The organism is Pantoea sp. AS142, from assembly GCF_037152305.1.
Lineage (GTDB): Bacteria > Pseudomonadota > Gammaproteobacteria > Enterobacterales > Enterobacteriaceae > Pantoea.
The window spans coordinates 568820-588501 of record NZ_JBBCMO010000001.1; the positions used below are offsets into that span (position 1 = coordinate 568820).

Here is a 19682-nt window from a genome sequence, read left to right on the forward strand (position 1 = left end):
GATTGGGCATTGATCTTTGGGTGCGCAGGAGGTAGAACATAAGGGTGGTTGAACATTAATTCACCACTTTTCTTTCCACCAGATTCCACAGACCTTACATGAGGGATACGGAGTATGAAGAGACAGAAACGAGACCGACTCGAACGCGCCCATTCACGTGGTTATCAGGCAGGCATTACTGGACGCTCAAAAGAGATGTGTCCGTATCAGTTGATTGACGCTAAGTCTCACTGGTTGGGAGGTTGGCGACAAGCCATGGAGGACAGATCGGTAGCTGCATAACCGGATGTCACTGAAAAGGGAATATAACCTCCGCCATGCGCGGAGGTTTTTGTTTGCAGCGGAAAAACTTAGAAAGCGGCAGTATCTTTAAACAGGCCGACTTTAAGATCGCTGGCGGTGTAGATCAGATTACCGTCAACCAGCACTTCACCATCTGCCACGCCCATGACCAGTTTACGGTTGATCACGCGTTTAAAGTGAATGCGGTAAGTGACTTTCTTCGCTTCAGGCAGGACCTGGCCGGTAAATTTCACTTCACCCACACCCAGCGCACGACCTTTACCTTCGCCGCCCAGCCAGCCCAGATAGAAACCGACCAGTTGCCACATGGCATCCAGGCCCAAACAACCAGGCATCACCGGATCGCCAATAAAGTGACAGCCGAAGAACCAGAGATCAGGATTGATATCCAGCTCCGCTTCAACAAAACCTTTGTCATATTTGCCGCCGTCTTCGGTCATTTTGACCACGCGGTCCATCATCAGCATGTTGCCAGATGGAAGCGGCGGACCATTTTCGCCAAACAGTTCACCACGACCCGACAGAATCAGGTCTTCTTTGGTATAGGATTCGCGTTTATCTACCATGTTTTCAATAAGCCTTGTTTTAGTGAATCACGAATATTAGCGAACAGTTGTACGCTGAGCAAATTGGATTAACGGTGGTTGAACCAGTTAAGCCAGCGCAGCGCCCAGGGACGTTGCGGTATGTCCGGCTGGTTGAACAGGCTAATGCGTTCCTGGATGGTATTCAGCAGGCAATCGCCCTGACCATCCTCGGTACTCCAGATTTTACCGGTCAGCAGCGGTAGCGCTTCATCGGCACGGTCAATGGCCCAGATATGGAAGCGGCCCTGTTCAACCGCACTGACAACGGCCTGATTAAGACTGAGATGACGCACATTGCAGGCGGGAATAATCACACCCTGCTGACCTGTCAATTCTCGCTGATGGCAAATATCAAAGAAGCCTTCGATCTTCTCATTCAGCCCGCCTACCGGTTGTACGTTACCGAACTGATCGACCGATCCGGTCACGGCTATTTGCTGGTTGATCGGTTGAGTGGCCAGCGCGCTGATTAAGGCGCAGAGTTCAGCCAGCGAGGCGCTGTCACCATCAACTTCGGAATAAGATTGCTCAAAGACCATTGAGGCTGAGAAGGGCAGTTGCTGATCGAGTTCCAGCTCTGCAATCAGGTAAGCCTGCATAATCATCATACCTTTGGCATGAATATTACCGCCCAGCTCCGCTTTGCGCTCAATATCCATGAACTCACCATCGCCGGGATGGACCACACAGGTAATACGCGAAGGATCGCCCCAGGCACGGGGATGGCCAGGATATTCCACGACCGACAGACCGTTAATCTGACCGACCACTTCGCCTTCGGTTTCAATCAAAATCTGTCGCAGCAGGATCTCGTCACGCATCCGCTCATTGAGATAATTCTCGCGCCACAATCGTGCTTCCAGCGCATCACGCAGCGCTTCAGCATTCAGTTCATCACCCATCAGGGTCGACTCGCGCATCTGGCGCTGCAGCCAGCGCGGGCAAAGTGGCAGGGTATCCTGATCGCCGCTGTAGCGGACACCTTCCTTGATCAGCTCTGGCCAGAAGTCCGATTCCGGCAAGGGGAGACCTGCCTGTTGCGCCAGTTCAGCGTTCCAGCGACACCAGGCAAGCATGTCATCTTCATCCAGAATCTGAATGTTCTCTTCAAATTCAGTATAGATGGCCATTTCGTGCGCTTCAGGGTCAAGTTCCTGGAAGTCTGCCAGCGCTTCCCGATCGCCACACAGGACCAGGTTAAGGCTGAGCGGCAAAGGAGGAATCGAGACTGGTAGCGGCCGGCATTCATCCTGGGATATCCATTCAATATAGCCTTGCTCAATACACTTCCTGAGGCGCAACCAGAGAATCGGCTGCGTCATCAGGCTACGCAGTGACAGCACCATCGTGCCGCCATTAGCGCGATGGATCAGGCCAGGTTCCAGCTGGATTCTGTCTTTATACTGACGCACGCAGCCAAACAACTGCTCCATCTCAATCCACTCAGCAAAGTGAATACCCCCTTGACTGGTGAACGGGCGTTGAGGATCAGAGGGGGGCTGAAGCGTGACGTTATCAGCCATGATATGGTAATCACCGCCGTACAGAGTGGTACTGTCAGCCATGACCCGCTGCGCGGCCTGGGCAATAAATGCCAGATAATCGCGATTCTCCTGGCTACGAACCAGCAGTAACGGGAAACCTTGCGTCTGGTGGTGTAAATGCGCCAGTGCATTCAGCAACCGGGGCTGTACCGTTGCCAGAGCATCAGTTTCTTCATCAGCAATTCGGGAGAAAACGGATTGGTATTGCGCGCTATCTGGCTGTAAGGTCTGCCACGTAAGTTGAGTGCTGGTCAAAATAATCGCATTTGTCTTTTTAAGAAAAGCGAGATTATACAGGATTCACCCTTGTTAAGCACTGCAGACTTCCTGTTGAAGATGTGATGATGACAGCATGTTTTTCGTTGCTGCATCCGGGAAAAAAGCTGTTATTCTTAGTTCGTTACGTGATCACGATGAGATTCCGATGAAATACCAGCAACTCGAAAATCTTGAATGTGGATGGAAGTGGAAATACCTGGTGAAAAAACATCGGGAAGGTGAACTGATCACCCGTCACCTTGAGTTAAGCGCGGCGCAGGCAGCAGTAGAGAAGCTGCTGGAGATGGAAAATAATCCGGTCACGGTCAATGAATGGATTGCTGAGCATATCCATTCTGATCTTGATAACCGACTGAAACAGACCATTCGTGCTCGTCGAAAACGCCATTTCAACGCGGAACATCAGCATACCCGTAAAAAATCGATAGACCTGGAATATCTTGTCTGGCAGCGACTGGCAGGTCTGGCACAACGGCGCGGCTGCACGCTCTCTGAAACGATTGTACAGCTGATAGAAGATGCAGAACGCAAAGAGAAATATGCCACTCAAATGTCAAGTCTGAAGCAGGATTTGCAGGCGATTCTGGGTAAATCGGGTTCAGAAAGCGAATAAACAGGCAGGGAAGTCATAGTCTGTATGCTTTAGACCGAAATTTATTACTGGCATAAAAAAAACCCCGCATTAGCGGGGTTCTTTATTACGTATAAACTTAAGCTTGTGGCTGAGTTACAACGTCTTTGATACCTTTAACGTCGATTTCTACGCGACGGTCCGGTGCCAGGCAGTCGATCAGGGCATTGCGGCCTTTCACGCTGTCACAGGTGTTGCCGGTAACTGGGTTAGATTCACCCATGCCACGTGCAGAGATCTTATTAGAAGGGATACCTTTAGAGACCAGGTAATCTACAACTGACTGGGCACGTTTCTCAGACAGTTTCTGGTTGTACTGCTCTGAACCGATGCGATCGGTGAAGCCCAGTACGACAACGGAACCATCTTTAGGATCCATTGAGCTCAGCTGGCTGTACAGCTGATCCAGAGCCTGCTGACCTTCTGGCTTCAGGGTAGACTTGTTGAAGGTGAACAGAACGTCAGACTTCAGAGTGAAACGCTTGGTTTCAACAACTGGAGCTGGTGCTGGAGCCGGAGCCGGAGCCGGAGCAGCGACGTCATCCTGACCGAAGCGGTATGAAACGCCTACGCTCAGCATGCCATTGTCTGGACGGGTACCAACGGTCTGTGCATCGCCGATGTTGTTAACCCACTGGTAATCCAGACGGGTAGCCCAGTTTTTGGTCAGCGCATATTCAACACCAACAGCAGCCAGCGGAGATACGCCGGTGTCGTGGTCGCTGATGCGGCCATTAGTTGGGTTAGTCTGCGTTGCATCTGCGCGCCATACCATGCCGCCCAGACGAGTATATACGTCCAGATCGTCGTAGATTGGGTAGCTCAGTTTAGCGGCCAGCTGAACGCCCTGTGCTTTGAATGCGCCGTTTGTCACAGTACCTTTGTTAGGCATGCGGCCCAGCCAGTCATAGCCCAGCTCGAAGCCCAGGTATGGGTTTGCCTGATAGCCAACGAACGCACCTGCGCCTAGCTGACTTTCATGAGTTGGACCGTTGTTGTTCTCGTAACCGTTACCGTAGTAACCAGTGTCGTGATACTGAGACCAGCCCAGTTTAGCACCGGTGTACCAGGTGTCATCTTTCGGAGCGGCCTGCGCTACGGTAGCGAAGCCAGCCAGTGCCACTGCAATTGCGATAGCTGTCTTTTTCATTTTGCGCCTCGTTATCATCCAAATAGGCAATGAGCAAAAAGGTTGCTCTTGGTTTAAATCCTTCGCCGGGTCAAAATGCTCGCTTATGACTCTACCGCAAAAAACGGAGGTTATTGAGCACCCTGGCGAGATAAAGTCTACAACGAGATTGGAAACTTACAAGTATGATGTGAGGCGCTTGTGTAAAAAAACAGAGATTTATACACAATTTCTAACAATTAACCTGGTAGTATTGTCGTGTCAAAAAGCCCGAAAAACCGGCTAAACCATTGTCAACACTCGAACTAACAGAATCAGTGGCTTAGCGACGACAGATAAGAAAAATAGCTTGGGAAACTTCTGATTTTTACTTAATGAAACAAATCCGACTGAATTTTTATCGCAGTTTGCGGTCTGAGAGGCGCTTCTGATGTCCCACTTGCACGTAAAATCAAACCCAGCGCTTCACCTTCAGCCGCCGCAATTTCAAGTTGACGTCGCTCATCTTCATTAAGATCGTAGGGAATCCATGCCAGAACAACACTGTAATTTCCCGTACGTAACGCCTTGACCATTGCTTCAACCGCATTCAGACGTTCAGAATCGGCGATATGCATACTTTTATCCAGCGGTAATCCCGATTCCTGCAGCCAGGTACGATTAAGTTTATGTGCCGGTGTTAACCACAACTGCCAGCGTGATTGTAGACTCAGCTGCTGTAATAACGGTAACAGCAACATTTGCATCATTCCAGGCTGTTCGCTGTAGCGTAACTCAGTAATTCCACCGCCCTGAGAGGCCGGAATGGAAGCTGACGCGTAATGATGAGCATAGCGTGCATTATTAGGATGTTGTGTTCGCATAAGTTAATCACCCGCAGTGGACTGTATGAATGTACAGTACTGTCATCCTGGATAAAGATCAACCCAAATTTCTGAAAACGTCTCGCAAAAACGCGACAAGATTAGTTGAAGCGTTATTTATTCATTGAACCCGCTGACGCTTTTTTCTATCTTCTAATTACCTGATACCCAAGGTAATTTACGAGATATTTCTTACATGGAGGTGGTGCAATGAAAAAGGTGAATCCGGTTGTAGAGCGCTCCAGAGCGCGCCTGGCCCCATTGGGAACGATCGAGTCTCGCACCCAATTTGGTGGATATGCCCTGGCTGTTGAAAGCGTAGTTTTTGCCTTAATTAATAAAGATGAACTTTACCTGCGTGCCAGTGAACCCCTGCGGGAATACATTACAGATCGTCCTCTGCAACCCCTGATTTTTCGCAAGCGGGGCAAACTGGTGAGTCTCAATTACTTTCGGGTCGATGAGGCATTATGGCGCGATTCTGACCATCTGCTGGCGCTCTCAGCTGCCTCTTTAGAAACGGCGCAACTGGAGCAGCAGGACAGGCACTCTTCTCCGCGGTTAAAAGATCTGCCAAATCTCAGTGTACGCATGGAGATGATGCTGTATGAGGCGGGTGTGATGAGCGTCAATCATCTCTATCAGATTGGGGCCAAACAGTGCTGGCTTAAGTTAAAAGCGATCAACCAGCACGTTGGTTTTCAGACCTTGCTTGCGCTGCAGGGAGCGATTACGGGCCATCATGCCGCCGCGTTGCCGCAGGCAACCCGGGCCGAGCTGAATGCATGGTTTCAGCGTACTCTCTTATCAAATCCTGATCGCAGAAGCGGTGAAGGCTAGTCGGTAATTAGCGTGCGGCGAAGGCGAGCGACATCGGGCATTAATGCCACCAGCAGACCGAGTTGCTGAAGCACCAGCGGCGCACGCGTATCCGCATCTGCGGTCAGCTGGCTGATTCGCTGAGCCAGTTGATGGCGCATCGTTTCAACATGATCATCGCTGACAATCTCTGTCTGGAGCACATCCTCAACATAGCACACCGTATCATCCAGCAGTGCCAGCAGTTCTGGCGCGGTAACTTTATCGCGGTGGGCGCCCAGCGCAGAAATGTAGCTCAGAAATGAGTGGTTGGAGCACAGCAACTGAAAAGCTGAATCGCGCAGCATCTGGCTGGTGCGGATTTCACTGCTGATGTTTGATACCACCGACGCCAGTTCAGCATCCGCATTATGCGCATCACGGCGTGCAATACGATAGCCGAGACGATTATCTTTACCCTGATGATATTGCTCCATGATTGCGTCAAGATAGCGACAATTCGCTTTTAGCGTGCGCTCTGCCACTGCCGGTAACTGACGAAAGCGCCAGTCAGGCCAGATAAACGCGACAGCAAGCCAGGCCAACCCACAGCCGAGTAAGGTATCGACTACTCGCGGTAAGGCGACCTCAAATCCTTCACCTAGCAGGTTAAAGCAGAGCAGCACCAGCAGGGTGATAAACAGTGTGGCCTGAGCATACTGCACCTGCCTGAAAGCGAAGAAGAGTACGCCACTGATAACAATAAGGATTAACTGACCTTCAATCGAGGGCACCAGCCATAAAACGGGCAGACCAATCGCAATCCCCGCCAGTGTCCCGCCGATGCGCAAGGCCAGTCGTCGCTGCGTTGCGTTGTAGTTAGGCTGGCAGACAAACAGGCTGGTTAGCAAAATCCAGTAACCTCGCTCCAGTCCGGTTATCTGAATAAAACCGTATCCAATGCAGAGCACCACTGACATGCGAACAGCATGCCGGAACAGCGCTGATGCGGGAGAGAGGTGGCGGCTGAAGCGCAGCCGGATATCACTCCAGCCACTTAATCCTTCGCGCGACAGTAGATTGTCACTGTGCTGAGGATCTTCACCGGCCAGCGTCTGTTCCGATTCAATCGAAGCTAGCTGTGCGTCAATAGCGCGAAGGTTGCGCAACAGCCAGAACAGTGCGCGGGTATGTGTAGCATCGGGTTCATGCTGCTCCAGACGTTCAATCGCATTCTGTAATCGTTCAAATGCCCGCTCAAAGCGGTTGTCATGTCCCCATCTTTCACGCATCAGAATGCAATGTGCCAGTTGGCGACAGGCCTGAGCCTGCATATTCAGCAGGCGCTGAAAGCGAAACAGAATTTCGTTATAGCGCCAGTCGCCTCGTAGCAGATGATATTGCAGATGGGAAGAGCTGGCCCGTTCATGAATATCCTGCGCCACGAAGTAATAGTGAAGACTACGGCGTGTCCCGCGCGACCCGCGATCGCCGCGCAGACGACTTTGCACAGTGGTTTTGGTCAGATTCAACTGCGCCACTAACTGGCTGTTGACCATCGCCGCATCGATAAACGCGGCATCATCCTGCTCGCCAGCATCCGGATCGAACAGATTTGCCTTGGCATCAAGGTAACGCGCTAGTTGTGAAAAACTGCCGGCCATATGTTCCTGCACCGGTCGCACCGGAAACATCAGATGACCCAGTAATGTCAGCAGGTTGTACCACAGCGCGCCGAGCAGCAGCAGCAGCGGCTGCATATACCACTGACTAAATAGCCCGATGCCAAGCATGGTATAGACTGCAATCAGCAGAGCACCAAAGGCGATAGTGGCGTAGCGCTGGCCAAGGGCACCCAGCAGAATAAAGCCCCAGGTCGAGAGCGCCAGGCCGATAATAAAGGCGAACGGATAAGGAAACAGTAACTCTACTGAAACCGAAGCGATGCAGAAGCAGAGTAAGGTAATCAGCAGATTTTTCAGACGACCGGCCAGGCGATCATCGAGATCGGCCAGCGCAGCAGCGACCACTCCCAGTGTGAGAGGAATCGTCCACTCAATCTGATGAAGCCACCAGGGTATTGCGGCGCAACCACTCAGCGCAAACAGGATCCTCAGCAAATAACGCCAGGTACTGTTAAACAGATATTTCCGCCAGCCTGGCACGGCATCGGACATCATATTAATAGCGACGGGCATTGGCTTCGCGCGCTGCACGCGCCTCTTCCACGGACACAACCCTGCGTCCAACGGGCCAGAGCGCGATGGCGGCGATCTTAAAGTTAGCAATCCCTACCGGGATGCCGATGATACTGATGCACTGCACAATTCCCACGGAAATATGCGAAAGGCAGAGCCACCAGCCGAAGAAAATCAGCCAGAAAATATTCAGAAAGGTCCCGCCAGTGTTCAGAATATGACTCTTACTTTCCGGACGCAGCACATCAACATGTACCGCCTCGTTGCCAAACGGCAGCAGCGAGAGTTTAGTGATTTCCCAACAGGAGCGGGTCAGCGGCAGGGTAAAAATCAGCACGATGCTGATTAACGTGGCAAACAGCCAGCTCAGGGTGGTAAAAAACCCGCCCAGAACAAAATTGAGAATATTTAAAACGGTGCGCATGATCTTCTTTTCCTTTTGCATTCCGCAAGATGTGACGCCAAGTTTAGCCTGTTTTAAGGCTGGAGCGCCAAGGGTCTGACAGGTAAACTCCCCCTAATCCTATTCTCTGACGTTGGTGTCGGCGTGGAACTGAAAGCAACCTCAATGGGCAAGCGGCTTGCCCGCCATCCTTATAATCGTGTCCGTCTGATGGCGGCGGGTGTCGAAGTCAGTGGCGATAAGCATGAATATCTGATCCCCTTTAACCAGTTACTGGATATCACCTGTAAGCGCGGGCTGGTGTGGGGCGAGCTGGAATTTTTGCTGGCCGATGAAAAAGTGGTCCGGCTACACGGGACGGAATGGCAGGAAACGCAACGCTTTCACCACTATCTGTTGCAGGCCTGGCAGAGCTGGAGTCTGGAGATGAGCGTGGTGTGCTGCGAGGTGCTCCAGACGGTATGTGATGAAATTGAAGCGTTTAGCGCACAGGATCGCTGGCTGAACCTTCATGAGTTGCAGGCGCTGAAAACTAAAATTCGTAAACAGTTCGATGCGTTGCCGATGCCGCTCTCCCGCTTAAAAGATTTCACTGACTGCCGTGATAATTGGGCTTTTTGTCAGCACTGGCTGGAGCAGGGCGAGTCAGCCTTACGGCAGCGTAACCGCGACTGGACTGCCGCCATGCTAACCCGCTATCAGGCCTTCTTTGCCAGCGTCGAGAGCACGCCACTTAATCAATCGCAATGTGAGGCGGTGGTCAATGGCGAGAATTCTCTGCTGGTGCTGGCAGGTGCCGGTAGCGGTAAAACTTCGGTGCTGGTGGCCCGGGCAGGCTGGTTAATGCAGCGCAAGCTGGCCAGCGCCGATCAAATCCTGTTGCTGGCCTTTGGCCGCCAGGCTGCTGATGAGATGAACATACGTATTCAGTCACGGCTTTCCGCTGCTGACATCCAGGCGCGGACCTTCCATTCTCTGGCTCTGCATATCATCCGTGAAGGCAGTAATAAACAGACGGTTATTAGCAAACTAGAAAATGATGGTGATGCGCGCCGCACATTACTGATCCAGCAGTGGCGGCAGCAGTGCCGTGAAAAGAAGGCGATGGCAAACGGCTGGCGTCAGTGGCTTCGTGACGAACTTGAGTGGGAAGTGCCGGATGGGCCATTCTGGGATGATGACAGCCTGGCAAACCGGCTGGCGTCACGACTGGAGCGCTGGCTCGGTCTGATGCGTATGCATGGCGGCGCACAGGCGGCAATGATCGCGGATGTGCCCGAAGAGGTCCGGGACCTGTTCAGTAAACGTATCAAACTGATGGCACCTTTGCTGAAAGCATGGAAAAGCGCATTAAAAGAGGAGGGCGCAGTCGATTTTTCGGGGCTGATTCACCAGGCGATCGCCATTCTGGAGAAAGGGCGGTTTATCAGTCCGTGGAAACATATTCTGGTAGATGAGTTCCAGGATATTTCGCCTCAACGAGCCGCGTTACTTTGCGCATTACGCCAGCAGAATAAGCGCACCGCGCTATTTGCGGTTGGCGATGACTGGCAGGCTATCTACCGCTTCAGTGGTGCAGAGATGATGCTGACGACGTCATTCCATCACTATTTTGGTGAGGGCGACCGTTGTGTGCTGGACACAACCTACCGTTTTAACGATCGCATCGGCGACATTGCCAACCGATTTATACAACAGAATCCGCAGCAGCTGGCAAAACCGCTTAACAGCATTACCAAAGGCAATAAAAAGTCGATTTCGCTGCTGGCTCAGGAGCAACTGGAAGCCTTGCTGAACAAACTCAGCGGTTACGCGAAGCCTGATGAGCGAATTCTACTGCTGGCGCGTTATCACTATCTGCGGCCGGATTTACTGGATAAAGCCAGAACCCGCTGGCCGAAGCTCAATCTGGAATTTACGACGATTCATGCCAGCAAAGGTCAGCAGGCAGATTACGTCATTCTGCTGGGATTACAGCAGGGTAAAGAGGGTTTCCCGGCAGAGGCGCGCGAGTCGATTATTGAACAGGGCTTATTACCGCAGCCAGAAGCGTTCCCTGATGCAGAAGAGCGCCGTCTGGCCTATGTAGCACTGACGCGCGCGCGTCAGCAGGTTTTTCTGATGTTCGATAAGGCAGCGCCGTCACCGTTTGTCGATCACTTCCGCGAGCTGGGTGTGCCGGTGCTGCGTAAAGCCTGAGTTACTTCAGACGAGCGGCCAGATAACGCTGATAGTCCGGGATCATAATCTCAACGCTTTGCGCAAACAGTGGCGACTGAATGATAAAGTCAGCCGTGGAGCGGTTAGTGGCTACCGGGATATTCCATACGGTAGCCAGACGCAGCAAAGCTTTGACATCCGGATCGTGCGGTACTGCGTTGAGCGGATCCCAGAAAAAAATCAGTGCATCGATCTTCCCTTCCGAAATCAGCGCACCCACCTGCTGATCGCCACCCATCGGGCCGCTCAGCATGGCTGTCACATTCAGACCGGTATCACGATTGATCAGATTCCCGGTAGTGCCGGTGGCATAGAGGATGTGCGATTCCAGTGCGGGCTGGTTCTGTTTAACCCAGTCAAGCAGGGCGGCTTTGCAGTGGTCGTGGGCGACCAGTGCGATATGTTTTGTGGTGCCGAGGGTACGAACAGTCTGTTCCATAAAGGCGTCCTGGTAAAGCTCATGCGCAAGAAGAGAGAGCTCGAGTGTACCTCTGGCCTTTCGACGCTATCAACTCGTACGTAGCATTTTGACCAGCGTCAGTAGCTGCTGGCGTGTAGCTTCATCGAAGCGGTGAAACCAGCGGTGCAGTGAGGGCTGTTCGGCCTGAGTTGTCCAGTCCAGATCGGCGGTAAGCCGAACAGAAGAGGGCGTAGCAGAAGCAGAATTTGCAAACCGGGGCACAGAGGCAGTCTGGTGGGTGCGATTATAATTCAGCATCGCTTTTTCCATATCCGTGGTCGTGGTGTCCGGCAAGTGGTCGCGCACGCTGGTAATCTCGTTGCCCTTTTCATCCACCAGCTGAAAGTTCAGGCTGCGATCAAAATGATAACGCTCGCGTTTTGTCTCCAGCGCAGGTAAGCGAATGGTGATGGTTTTGGCCACAGCGGTGAAGGTGACGATCATCGGTACCGACTGATAATAAATGACACTCTCATTCTGTTCCTTGCGCCGCTGCTCTACCCGAAACAGAAACTGATGCTGCCCGTGGTCCAGCTCTAAACTATCCGCTCCTTTGAGAAGTGAGCCTGAAATTTTTCGACCATCCAGCACCAGCAAATCGATCTGAGGATCGAGCTTTAATGTGATGGCAGAACAGGACGCCGAAACGAGGAGGGTAAGTAACCCCGTTACAGCCAGCGACAGCTTCATTTCAACTCCGGTAACTGAAGACACAACGGATGGTGTGTAGCAAATTCTTACATTATGGCAGTTAATTTACATTTAAACATATTTATTCGTGCACGGGTTCAATTAATTTCGCTGAGGGCTTACCCGCTAAAGGGTACGCCAATCTACACTCAACACTGGCCTGAAAGGAGATAAACATGAACGATCAGACAATTCGTGAGGTGCTGACGCGCACCCAACGTATCGCCTTAGTCGGGGCAAGTGATCGCCCCGAACGTCCCAGTTACGGTGTGATGAAATATCTGCTCGACCAGGGGTATGACGTGATCCCGGTCAGCCCGAAACTGGCAGGAAAAACGCTGCTGGGGCAGCAGGTTTTTACCAGCCTGGCGGACGTGCCTGGCAAAATTGACATGGTGGATGTCTTTCGCAATTCTCAAGCCGCCTGGGATGTGGCCCAGGAGGCGATCGCCGTGGGGGCAAAAACATTATGGCTGCAACTGGGTGTGATTAATGAGCAGGCAGCGGTACTGGCACAGGATGCGGGCATGACGGTGGTTATGGATCGCTGCCCGAAGATTGAAATTCCGCGTCTGGGAATAACGCGTCAGAAATGATGAGTGTGGCGGCAGAGCGTGCCGCCACAGATTAATGTCGCAGATGAGGCGCCTCTAATTGCTGACGTACCGATGCTGCCAGCTCATCCATTGAAGGCTGCTCAGGGTGTTCAATGCTGGTTTCGCCGGAAAGTTGAATCTCAGCAACATAGGTATGAACCTGATCGCCTTCCTCATCTTCCATCACGACATGATACCAGGGCGCAGTCCGCATCTTCTCTTCCGCGCCAACATCTTCAATTGCAGGCTCATCTAACGAGTATTCAGGATCGACGTCGACGATAACCCCGAGTACGCCGGACAAACGATGACGGACCTGCTGACCAATACCAAATTTACTGGCAATCATAGTGACCTCCGAAAAAAAGCTCTTTTCCAATATGGGGTCAGGAGCCGATTTTTCAAGTCACATCACGCGGCAGGCAAAACCTTTCAGATAGAGACCTTCCGGATAGCTGGCGATCACCGGATGGTCTGCTGCCTGCCGGAACTGTTCAATGAACTGCATTTCACGGCCAGCATCCAGTGCGGCATCGGCAATGATCTTCTGGAAGAGATCGGTGGCCATCAGACCAGAACAGGAGAAGGTCAACAGGACGCCGCCTGGATTCAGTAACTGAATGGCGAGCATATTAATGTCTTTATAGCCGCGACAGGCACCCATCAACTGGCTTTTGTTTTCGACGAACTTCGGCGGATCCATAATGATCAGATCAAATTTCTCACCGCTGTCACGATAACGGCGCAGCAGTTTGAAAACATCATCACGCTCAAAGCGCGCGCGGAAAAGATCCAGCTCGTTCAGTTCAACGTTCTGACGCGCAATGTCCAGCGCCTCCTGAGAGGTATCAACGCTGATCACTTCTTTACAGCCCCCCATCAGGGCTGAAACGGCGAATCCACCCGTATAAGAGAAACAGTTAAGTACACGGGCATCCTGCGCGTAACGACGCGTGGCGAGACGACTGTCACGCTGATCAAGGTAATAGCCGGTTTTATGACCGCCCTGGATATCAACCAGCAGTTTCATACCATGTTCTGTAATCGGCAGCAGAGGCGGCGGCAATTCACCGGTGACGGTTCCCTGGGTCAACTCCAGCCCCTCTTTCTTACGCACGGCGACGTCAGAACGATCGTAGATGGCGCAGTCAGGGAAGCACTGCTGCAGGGCGGTAATAATCGCCGCACGCTGATACTCTGCGCCTGCTGAGAGCAGCTGCATTACTAAAAAGCTGCCGAAGCGGTCAATGGTGACGCCCGGTAAACCATCTGATTCACCGGCGATCAGGCGATAGCTGTCCAGACCATCGTGGGCCGCCAACCATTTGCGCCACAGCATTGCCTGTTCAAAACGGCGAACAAAAAAGGCGATATCAATAGATTCATCGGCCTGCCAGCTCCAGACGCGGGCGCGGATCTGCGATTCAGGAGAATAAGCGGCGCGTGCCAGCCATTTACCGTTGCTGTCACAAACGTCAATGGTTTCACCGAGCTGCGCTTTACCTTCCAGCCGTGCAACGGCACCTGAAAATACCCAGGGATGGCGACGGAGAAGGGACTTTTCACGTCCCTTTGCGAGAATCAATCTGACTGTCATAGTTTGCTATGCTTACCTGAAAAAATGAGGCGCCATTGTCTGGCGGATAACAGAAAATTGCAACGAACAGCAGCAGGAGAAAATAATGTCAGCAGCCTGTTTTAAAGCATGGGTTCATGGCCGCGTCTAGGGCGTCGGGTTTCGTTACAGTACTCAGGCAGAAGCCAGGACGCTGGGCGTGCTGGGCTATGCGCGAAATCTGAATGACGGCAGTGTAGAGGTACTTGCCTGGGGTGAGGCGGCGCAGGTCGATGCACTGATCGCCTGGCTTAAAGCCGGCGGGCCCGGCAACGCGCGCGTTGATAAGGTGCTGGTGGAGCCGCACCAGCCTGCAGAGCCGCCACACGGTTTTACTACCGGTTAATTACAGACATTTCGCCGGTTTTGGCAGGCCGGCGATTTTAGTTGCCTGCTTAGCCGGCCCCTCAGGGAACAGACGAAACAGATAGCGGCTGTTGCCTTTTTCTTCCCCATATTTTTGCGCCATCGCCTTTACCAGCATTCGCACGGCAGGTGAAGTGTTATATTCCAGATAAAACGCGCGTACAAAGTGTACCACTTCCCAGTGTGCCTCGGTCATGGAGAGGCCTTCCTGCCCGGCAATGTGTGCCGCCAATGCTTCACTCCAGTCGCCGGGGTTCTTCAGATAGCCTTCGGCATCGACGGCGATTTCGTTACCGTTAAAATTCACGTGACATCCTCTCAGTAAATGACGGCGCAGTTTATCAAACCGCGTGGGTAGTAAAAGCAAAAACCCCGCCGAAGCGGGGTTTTACAGTCTGACTGTCGTTGCGGATTAGTTACTGCGGGCAAAACCCAGCAGGCTCAGCAGGCTGACGAAGATGTTATAGAGCGAAACATAGAGGCTGACCGTCGCCCGTATGTAGTTGGTTTCACCACCATGAATGATATTGCTGGTTTCCCACAAAATCGCACCGGCTGAAAACAGGATGAATAGGGCGCTGATGGCCAGATGTAATGCCGGCAACTGCAAGAAGATGTTGGCCACCACAGCAACCAGTAGCACCACAAAACCTGCCATCATCATGCCGCCGAGGAAGGACATATCACGACGGGTGGTCAGCACATAGGCAGAACAGCAGAAGAACACCAGCGCAGTGCCGCCCAGCGCCAGCGCGATCACGTCGCCCATACCTGCAGTTAAAAAGGAACTCAGGATAGGCCCCAGGCAATAACCCAGGAAACCGGTGAAAGCAAAAGCGGCCAGAATACCCATCGGGCTATTAGCCAGGCGGTAGGTTAAAAACATCAAGCCATAGAAGCCGACCAGCATCAGGATTAAGCCAGGCGCGGGCAACGCAAGCAGGGTGCTGGCTGTGGCCGTAACGGCTGAAAAGGCCAGGGTCAGTCCGAGCAGAAAATAGGTATTGCGCAGAACGCTGTGCGTTGACAGCAGTGAGGACTGCGATGAAGTGACAATTCTTTCCATGTTGCGCTCCTTTAAGCAGAACACTAAATATGTGCCGAGAATACGCAGGCCATTAATGAGGGAAAAGGCGTTTTACCCTTCTTTACGCGTTAATCTGCTAATTGATTGAGCAGAGTGGCGGTTTTAACACCGAAAAATTACAATCTGGCTGTTTTTCAGGCGAATAGACAGTTACAGGCTTTACATCACTGAGCGGGGTGTTTATAGTGCGCGTCATTGCGGAGGGGTGGCCGAGCGGCTTAAGGCAGCGGTCTTGAAAACCGCCGATGGGAAACCATCCGAGAGTTCGAATCTCTCCTCCTCCGCCACTTTATCTGCCTTGGGCAATAAAGCGGCAAAAATAAATGCATTTGCCAATGCAGTATCGTTTCAAAACGGAGGGGTGGCCGAGCGGCTTAAGGCAGCGGTCTTGAAAACCGCCGATGGGAAACCATCCGAGAGTTCGAATCTCTCCTCCTCCGCCACATTTTACAGGCCAGCACTCAGTGCTGGCCTGTTTCGTTTCTGCCCTCTCTGTTTCTTCTTCCTGTCCGAAAAAAGCGTGCCTCTCTCTGTGATGCGTGGCTGCGCATTCATCTCTCCGGTGCATCTCTGCTATAGTCCACTCACCGTTTTTGCAAACATCTGGCGCTTTTCTGAGGCGAGCTGAGTTACACTGTTGATTACATCGCTCTGAGGCGAGCTAATCGGTTGATAGCCAGAGTGTTTCTTTACTGAATGAATGGAATAGGCCCAATGATCAAGAAACTGAGTCTTTGCGCATTGTCAGTGCTCGCTGCATTGCCGGTCGGAACGGTAGCATTTGCTGCTGAGGGTGATATGCAGCTGCAACAGGTGCTGATGTTAAGTCGTCACAATCTGCGTGCACCGCTGGCTGATAATGGCAGCGTGCTGGCGCAGTCGACCAAAAAGAGCTGGCCGCAGTGGGATGTTCCCGGCGGACAGCTGACCACTAAAGGTGGTGTGCTGGAAGTCTACATGGGTAACTATACCCGCCAGTGGCTGGCACAGCAGGGCCTGGTGAAGAACGGCAGCTGTCCTGACAGCAATAACGTCTTTGTTTACGCCAACAGCCTGCAGCGCACTGTGGCCACCGCCCAGTTTTTTGTTAATGGTGCCTTCCCAGGCTGTGACGTCGCTGTCTCTCATCAGGATGAAATGGGTTCCATGGATCCTATCTTCAATCCGGTTATCACAGATGGCAGCGAAGCCTTCAATAAGAAAGCGTTGGCCGCGATGGCCGCCGCGAACGAAAAACTGTCGCTGAAGCCTGCTTTCCAGCGCCTGGAAAAGATTGTCGACTACAAAGGATCGCCGGTTTGCAACAATAAAAAGCAGTGCGACCTGAGCAGTGGCCAGAACACCTTTAGCGCTGAAAATGGTAAAGAACCGAATGTGAGTGGCCCGCTGAAAACGGGTAATTCCCTGATGGATGCGTTCACGTTGCAATATTACGAAGGTTTCCCGCTGGATCAGGTTGCATGGGGCCAAATCAAAACGCCTGAGCAGTGGAAAGAGCTGTCAGCGATTAAAAATGGTTACCAGGACGCGCTGTTTACCAGCCCGGACATTTCCCGTGAAGTGGCGGCTCCGCTGGTGGATTACATCCGCAGTCAGTTAGTGGATCAGGACAAAGCCAACGCGCCAAAAATTACGCTGATGGTAGGCCATGACTCAAACATCGCCTCGCTGCTGAGCGCGTTGCAGGTCAAGCCTTATGAACTGCCTGATACCTTCGAAAAAACGCCGATTGGCGGTCAGGTTGTTTTCGAACGCTGGCATGATGCGAAAAATGATAAGGATCTGCTCAAAGTTGAGTATGTCTATCAGAGCGCCGATCAACTGCGCAACGCAGACGTGCTGAGTCTGAAGAACCCGCCGAAGCGTGTTACGCTGCAGCTGGCTGGCTGTGAGACCAATGCAGACGGCTATTGCAGTTGGGATCAATTCTCTCAGGCACTGAATGCTGCGCTACAGGGCACGCCAATGCAGCCTGCGGCACCACAACCAGCTGCCCAGTCAGACGACGGCAGTGCGAAAGCAGCAACGACACAGGATGCTGCCGCTGATAAGGCTGAGGCTGATAAAGTGACCGAGGCCAAAGCGAAAGCCGACGCCGACAAAGCCGCCGCTGAAAAAGCAAAAGCGGACAAGGCAGCAGCCGATAAAGCTGCAGCCGAGAAGGCAAAAGCGGACAAGGCAGCAGCCGACAAAGCCGCCGCTGAGAAAGCAAAAGCGGACAAGGCAGCAGCTGATAAAGCCGCCGCTGAGAAAGCAAAAGCGGACAAAGCCGCAGCCGATAAAGCTGAAGCTGAGAAAGCGAACAATGCGGCCGTAGAATCAGCAAGTGACCATAAAGCCACCGCTGACAAGGCTAACGCCGCTAACACGACTGCCACAGCGCACAACGACGAATCAAAGTCAGCGGCTGTGGCGACCCCGTAATCGCGCTATCCGGCCGATAATAAAAAACCCCGTCGAGACGGGGTTTTTTTTATGGCTACGGCGATTAACCCGCCACGACGACCAGTTTCTGGTTAGCAAACTCTTTGATGCCCAGATCAGAAAGCTCACGGCCATAGCCTGAACGTTTCACGCCACCAAAAGGCAGTTCCGCTGAGGTATCACTCTGCGAGTTGATAAACACCATGCCGGTTTCAATGGCAGAGGCCAGTTTACGACCTCGAGCAATATCGCGAGTCCAGACCGAGCCGCCCAGACCATAGTGAGAATCGTTCGCCAACGCCACAGCCGCCTGATCGTCGCCCACCACATAGACCTGCGCGACCGGTCCGAAGAACTCCTGATAATAGGCGGGGTTGTCCGGGGTGATGCCAGTGAGAAGGGTTGGCTGATAAAAGCAGCCCGCACCTTCAACAGCGTTACCGCCCGTCACCAGATTTGCGCCATTAGCGACCGCTTCGTCTACCTGTTTCACCAGGCGGTCACGCGCGTCAGCGGAAGAGAGTGGGCCAAGTGTGGTCTTCTCATCCAGCGGATCGCCCAGCGTGGCGGAACTCAACGCAGCGCTGAACTGGCTGATAAAGCGATCGGCAATCTTCTCATGCAGAATAAAACGTTTTGCGGCGGTACAAACCTGACCGCAGTTGCTGAGGCGCGCCTGCACGCCCTGACGTACCGCTTCGTCAAGATCAGCATCATCCAGCACCACAAACACATCATTGCCACCCAACTCCAGCGTGGACTTCTTAAGATGCTTACCCGCCTGCTCAGCCACGGCGCTGCCCGCGCGCTCAGAACCGGTCAGGGCGACACCCTGCACCCTGTCGTCAGCGATCAAATCGGCGACCTGATCGGTTGAGATGAATAGGTTAGTCCAGGCCCCTTCAGGCGCACCTGCTTCACGAACCAGCTTTTCAAAGACATCTGCACAATGCGGCACAATATTGGCATGTTTAGCCAGCACCGGGTTACCCAGCGCCAGGTTAGGGGCCAGCACGCGCATCAGCTGATAGTAAGGGAAGTTCCACGGTTCGACGGCCACTAAAACGCCAATAGGGTGATACTCAACCCAGGCCTCGCCCAGCTCGCTGGGATAGGACTGCGGCTGCAGAATACGTTCCGCATTCTCTGCGTAGTAGCGGGCAATCTGCGAACAGATTTTTACTTCCCCACGACTCTGACCAATCAGTTTACCCATCTCTTGACTGGCGATGGTGGCCAGTTCTTCCGCGCGGCTATCAATCAGGTCAGCCAGTTTTTTCAAGACCTGCAGACGAGGCTGAATATCACCTTTGCTCCATGAAGAATGGAAAAGGCGATCGGCCACGTCCAGCGCATGGCTGACGGCGGCTTCATCGTGTGACGGCCAGCTCTTCAGTAGCTGGTTGTTCGCGGGATTAATGCTTTGATAAGAAGACATAGCGTTCTCCTGGTGCGATAAAAAATGAGGGCGGGAAAGTCCCGCCCCTGA

General features: G+C 52.7%; 18 protein-coding genes, 2 tRNA genes and 2 pseudogenes. 9 read left to right on the plus strand and 13 right to left on the minus strand.

The window, feature by feature from the left end; translation table 11 throughout:
- The first annotated feature begins 114 nt into the window (after positions 1-114).
- The gene (gene rmf / locus WFO64_RS02750; protein ID WP_008925875.1) at positions 115-282 is read left to right on the plus strand and encodes a ribosome modulation factor; all 168 of its coding nucleotides are present in this window, start codon (positions 115-117) and stop codon (positions 280-282) included.
- 68 nt (positions 283-350) lie between these two features.
- Here the strand turns inward: rmf and fabA are convergent, their stop codons facing one another.
- Positions 351-869, minus strand: a complete 519-nt coding sequence (fabA, locus tag WFO64_RS02755) for a bifunctional 3-hydroxydecanoyl-ACP dehydratase/trans-2-decenoyl-ACP isomerase (protein WP_008925876.1) — start codon at positions 867-869, stop codon at positions 351-353.
- Positions 870-937: 68 nt separating this feature from the next.
- Positions 938-2805, minus strand: a pseudogene (locus tag WFO64_RS02760) (AAA family ATPase).
- Between the two features lie 53 nt (positions 2806-2858).
- Here WFO64_RS02760 and matP point away from each other — a divergent pair.
- Complete coding sequence (gene matP / locus WFO64_RS02765; RefSeq protein ID WP_337008707.1) at positions 2859-3326, plus strand: macrodomain Ter protein MatP; 468 nt, start codon at positions 2859-2861, stop codon at positions 3324-3326.
- A gap of 97 nt (positions 3327-3423) precedes the next feature.
- On the opposite strand, the gene ompA is transcribed toward matP, so the two are convergent.
- Positions 3424-4494, minus strand: a complete 1071-nt coding sequence (gene ompA / locus WFO64_RS02770; RefSeq protein WP_337008709.1) for a porin OmpA — start codon at positions 4492-4494, stop codon at positions 3424-3426.
- A 350-nt stretch (positions 4495-4844) separates the two neighbouring features.
- Complete coding sequence (sulA, locus tag WFO64_RS02775) at positions 4845-5336, minus strand: SOS-induced cell division inhibitor SulA (protein ID WP_337008710.1); 492 nt, start codon at positions 5334-5336, stop codon at positions 4845-4847.
- Between the two features lie 210 nt (positions 5337-5546).
- On the opposite strand from sulA, the gene WFO64_RS02780 reads away from it, so the two are divergent.
- Positions 5547-6176: a TfoX/Sxy family DNA transformation protein gene (locus tag WFO64_RS02780; RefSeq protein WP_337008712.1), complete on the plus strand. Its 630-nt coding sequence runs from the start codon at positions 5547-5549 to the stop codon at positions 6174-6176.
- On the opposite strand, the gene yccS is transcribed toward WFO64_RS02780, so the two are convergent.
- Positions 6173-8332, minus strand: coding sequence for a YccS family putative transporter (gene yccS, locus WFO64_RS02785; protein WP_337009486.1), 2160 nt, complete (start codon positions 8330-8332; stop codon positions 6173-6175). The two genes, WFO64_RS02780 and yccS, sit on opposite strands and share 4 nt — an antisense overlap.
- Positions 8316-8756 (minus strand): YccF domain-containing protein, encoded by a 441-nt coding sequence (locus tag WFO64_RS02790; protein WP_010669786.1) that lies wholly within the window; start codon positions 8754-8756, stop codon positions 8316-8318. The genes yccS and WFO64_RS02790 overlap by 17 nt, the downstream gene beginning before the upstream one ends.
- A 123-nt stretch (positions 8757-8879) precedes the next feature.
- Here WFO64_RS02790 and helD point away from each other — a divergent pair, with 123 nt between their 5' ends.
- Positions 8880-10934 carry a DNA helicase IV gene (helD, locus tag WFO64_RS02795; RefSeq protein WP_337008714.1) on the plus strand — a complete coding sequence of 685 codons (2055 nt, stop codon included), beginning with the start codon at positions 8880-8882 and terminating at the stop codon, positions 10932-10934.
- 1 nt (position 10935) lies between these two features.
- Here the strand turns inward: helD and mgsA are convergent, their stop codons facing one another.
- Positions 10936-11394 (minus strand): methylglyoxal synthase, encoded by a 459-nt coding sequence (mgsA, locus tag WFO64_RS02800; protein ID WP_337008716.1) that lies wholly within the window; start codon positions 11392-11394, stop codon positions 10936-10938.
- A 69-nt stretch (positions 11395-11463) separates the two neighbouring features.
- Positions 11464-12105 carry a YccT family protein gene (locus tag WFO64_RS02805; RefSeq protein ID WP_337008718.1) on the minus strand — a complete coding sequence of 214 codons (642 nt, stop codon included), beginning with the start codon at positions 12103-12105 and terminating at the stop codon, positions 11464-11466.
- Between the two features lie 176 nt (positions 12106-12281).
- Between WFO64_RS02805 and WFO64_RS02810 the strand changes: the two genes are divergently transcribed.
- A complete protein-coding gene (locus tag WFO64_RS02810) occupies positions 12282-12701 on the plus strand; it encodes a CoA-binding protein (RefSeq protein WP_337008720.1) in 420 nt (139 codons plus the stop codon).
- A 31-nt stretch (positions 12702-12732) separates the two neighbouring features.
- On the opposite strand, the gene hspQ is transcribed toward WFO64_RS02810, so the two are convergent.
- Complete coding sequence (gene hspQ, locus WFO64_RS02815) at positions 12733-13050, minus strand: heat shock protein HspQ (protein WP_337008722.1); 318 nt, start codon at positions 13048-13050, stop codon at positions 12733-12735.
- Positions 13051-13107: 57 nt separating this feature from the next.
- Positions 13108-14298 carry a 23S rRNA (cytosine(1962)-C(5))-methyltransferase RlmI gene (rlmI, locus tag WFO64_RS02820; RefSeq protein ID WP_337008724.1) on the minus strand — a complete coding sequence of 397 codons (1191 nt, stop codon included), beginning with the start codon at positions 14296-14298 and terminating at the stop codon, positions 13108-13110.
- A gap of 85 nt (positions 14299-14383) precedes the next feature.
- On the opposite strand from rlmI, the pseudogene yccX reads away from it, so the two are divergent.
- A pseudogene (gene yccX, locus WFO64_RS02825) lies at positions 14384-14662 on the plus strand (acylphosphatase).
- Here yccX and WFO64_RS02830 read toward each other — a convergent pair.
- Both WFO64_RS02830 and yccA read right to left on the minus strand, forming a co-directional pair.
- Entirely contained in the window at positions 14663-14989 is a 327-nt protein-coding gene (locus WFO64_RS02830; protein WP_337008726.1) for a TusE/DsrC/DsvC family sulfur relay protein, read from the minus strand. It lies immediately after the preceding pseudogene.
- 105 nt (positions 14990-15094) lie between these two features.
- Positions 15095-15748, minus strand: coding sequence for an FtsH protease modulator YccA (gene yccA / locus WFO64_RS02835; RefSeq protein WP_285720706.1), 654 nt, complete (start codon positions 15746-15748; stop codon positions 15095-15097).
- Positions 15749-15968: 220 nt separating this feature from the next.
- On the opposite strand from yccA, the gene WFO64_RS02840 reads away from it, so the two are divergent.
- From WFO64_RS02840 to agp, 3 genes are all read left to right on the plus strand, one after another.
- Positions 15969-16056 (plus strand) — tRNA-Ser (locus WFO64_RS02840).
- A gap of 68 nt (positions 16057-16124) precedes the next feature.
- Positions 16125-16212: transfer RNA gene (locus WFO64_RS02845), tRNA-Ser, on the plus strand.
- A 271-nt stretch (positions 16213-16483) separates the two neighbouring features.
- Entirely contained in the window at positions 16484-18193 is a 1710-nt protein-coding gene (gene agp, locus WFO64_RS02850) for a bifunctional glucose-1-phosphatase/inositol phosphatase (protein ID WP_337008728.1), read from the plus strand.
- Positions 18194-18257: 64 nt separating this feature from the next.
- On the opposite strand, the gene WFO64_RS02855 is transcribed toward agp, so the two are convergent.
- A complete protein-coding gene (locus tag WFO64_RS02855; protein WP_337008730.1) occupies positions 18258-19631 on the minus strand; it encodes an NAD-dependent succinate-semialdehyde dehydrogenase in 1374 nt (457 codons plus the stop codon).
- Positions 19632-19682 lie beyond the last annotated feature (51 nt).